This is a genomic window from Crocosphaera watsonii WH 8501 (assembly GCF_000167195.1).
In the GTDB taxonomy this organism is placed as follows: domain Bacteria; phylum Cyanobacteriota; class Cyanobacteriia; order Cyanobacteriales; family Microcystaceae; genus Crocosphaera; species Crocosphaera watsonii.
In genome coordinates this window covers 1-2618 of record NZ_AADV02000296.1, presented here as the reverse complement: position 1 = coordinate 2618, position 2618 = coordinate 1, and the positions used below count along the sequence as shown (strand labels likewise).

The 2618-nt window shown below is 42.5% G+C and carries 2 protein-coding genes and 1 pseudogene; all 3 read right to left on the bottom strand.

The annotated features are described in order from the left end of the window. Positions 1–257: 257 nt before the first annotated feature. The gene (locus tag CWATDRAFT_RS31030; RefSeq protein ID WP_007304624.1) at positions 258–752 is read right to left on the bottom strand and encodes an ISAzo13-like element transposase-related protein; all 495 of its coding nucleotides are present in this window, start codon (positions 750–752) and stop codon (positions 258–260) included. A gap of 223 nt (positions 753–975) precedes the next feature. Then, positions 976–1167: pseudogene (locus tag CWATDRAFT_RS31025) on the bottom strand (chlorophyll a/b binding light-harvesting protein); the annotation flags it as partial. 124 nt (positions 1168–1291) lie between these two features. After that, a complete protein-coding gene (locus CWATDRAFT_RS31020) occupies positions 1292–2353 on the bottom strand; it encodes a chlorophyll a/b binding light-harvesting protein (RefSeq protein ID WP_232287254.1) in 1062 nt (353 codons plus the stop codon). Positions 2354–2618: the final 265 nt, after the last annotated feature.

Sequence of the window (2618 nt, the reverse complement as noted above, 5' to 3'; positions counted from 1 at the left end):
CTCAGTTACCCAGATGTCCACCATGCGCCAAGTATCTACCTGGATTCCTCCTTTATAAAACTTCCAAATTACATAAGTGNCCGTCTGTTCATCACAGTCCACCAGGAACGTATTTTCTTTAGTCCCAAGATAAGATCCTGAGCTGGATTATAACCTCTGGTTTGTCCCCCCACGTGAATATTCGCCAATGTCCACAAGTGCTTTACAATCCATACGTAAACGTTTCACAGAAGGGTCATTTTTTCAATCTGTTTTCTCTATATTCTCGAAGATAGCGTCCGTCTCCGAGATTTTTTTTTAGGTTTAGCTTTTACCACTTTTCTTGATCGATAGCCCAAACGATTTAAAATATCTGCCATTGTCGAAGCAGCAGGAACCTCCTCTCCATTATATCCTAGATTTCTTAATTGTTTAATGGCTTCAGCCGCCGTTAATCTTGTATAGGCAATGGGGTTATTAAATGTGGGGTTTTGTTGTGCGTGAGCTTCGGCTATTTCTTTCAATGATTGGGCAACTATTGGGTATCTTTCCTCCCATTTTTTACATCCACTATTGACTGATTGTAATCCTAAACACACTATCCCAGTTCGTTTTTCATGTAATCCAAGTTGAACATTTTTTCTCCCCCAACCAAACACGATTTCGGTTTGTCTGGCACTTCCTCCACAATACTTGAGACACATTTCAGCTTGAAATGAACGACGCTCTGCTCCCGTCATTTTTGAGGCTGCTAAACGTAAATCATCGACCATCGACGGGGTTAAGGGATGATTTGTCTGTTTTAGCTTCAATTTACTCTCTCTAATCTTTTTACCTCTTCATTTTAATCTATTTCTTCTGTTTTTTCAGACAAGCCAATTATGAAATTTTAAAGTTGTGTACCAAGATCTGCTAACTCTCTGTTCCTTTTATTTCTTGAAAGCCTTTAGTCCAAGCGATTACCCCCTATGGGAAAAGCTTTCTCGGAAATCACCTTAAACCCTGCTCATACATAGGTAGAGAGGTATCAAAATTGCTGATTTCAAACAGGGTAATAGCTCCTGCCCAGAGAACAATCAGTCCTGCATGGGCAACATGGGCCCCTAAGAGCTTTCCTGACAAGTCCACCAGTCGGGCATTGCCGGCCCGCCAGGGAATGTCTGTCATTTGTACGTTCGTTGTTGTCATAATTGAGTTTCTCCTTGAATGGATTTTGATGCAATCAATTCAGAATCGGTATCGTAGCAATTTTCATTTTAGGGAAAAATTTTCCCACATTTCCCACCCTCCCCCCACCCCAAAGATAATTAATTTAAGTTGTCAACGCTTGGGTTGAATTTTTGGCAACCAAGTCAAAGAAGGTACCATAGTCAACTCCTCGTGAGGCTGCACGAGCTTGGTAAGCGTGCCAAAGATGACCTAATAAGGCTAAAAATCCTAAAGCAGCGTGAACACTTGCCAGAGCAGCCCTTACAGAATCGCCAGTTTCCCCAATGGCACCATAAAATAGGCTGGGATAAGCGATGTCATTGACAGAGACAAAACAGGCTACACTAAACCCAGCCAGGGCTAATGCTCCTAAACTGTAGGAAAGATAGGCTTCTCCGTTCCAGATTAACGCCCGTTTTGCCCAACCAGTAGGCTCCGAGAAAATGTGATAAATACCACCGGAAATACATAAAAGGCTCACCCATAGATGTCCGCCAACAATATCTTCTAGGTTGTTGACACTGGCCATGCCTGTGATTGTCCAACCATCGGGACTAAAGCCAAATAGATAGCCAAAAATGCGGATTGGGTCTAAATTTGGTTCAACAATACGGACTTCACCCACCAGAGGATCATAAATTCCTCCCCATTGGTTGGCTTTGAGGACCAGAAGGGCTGCACCAATGCCTAATAGGACTAAGTGAATCCCTAAAATACTGGTCATTTTTTTGCCATCTTGCCAGTCGTAACCAAATCCCTGTTGATCCAGTTTTTCAGGTCCCAAAACACCATGATAAATTCCCCCTGCTCCTAAGACGGCAGAACTAATCAGATGGAGCATGGCAATGACATAGTAGGGATAAGTGTCTATAACCTGCCCGTTTTCCCCAATGCCTAAGCCTAGAGTCGCTAAATGGGGCAGCAGAATCAAATTCTGCTCATACATCGGCAGATCAACATTTAAACGGGATAATTCAAACAGGGTCATGGCTCCAGCCCACAAGACAATTAAGCCAGCATGGGCAACATGGGCCCCTAATAGTCGTCCCGAAAGGTCTACAAAACGCATATTTCCCCCTAATAGGGGTGCGCCCATTGTCTGGTTTTCCTGAGCGTTAGCTGTCCATCCCAGCGATCGCATCACGGGTGTTCCAAAAAAGAGCATTGTTCATAGAAGATTCCTCCTTAAGCAATGGAATTATTTTTTCTCTTCAGCCAGCAATTTGACCCCATGCCATTAAATTACTAGCTTCTGAATAAGGCTTCAAGGCTACAACTGAAGAAGAATAATGGATTCTCTTAAGTTGAATTAAAAAAGTTCCAAAATGAAAAATTATTTCCTAAAAAAAAACACTAACCTTCCAAAAGAACCCCCTAAAATTTTAACCAAAAATGGCTCCCTAATTCCCCTAAACCTTAAAGAAAGGTCC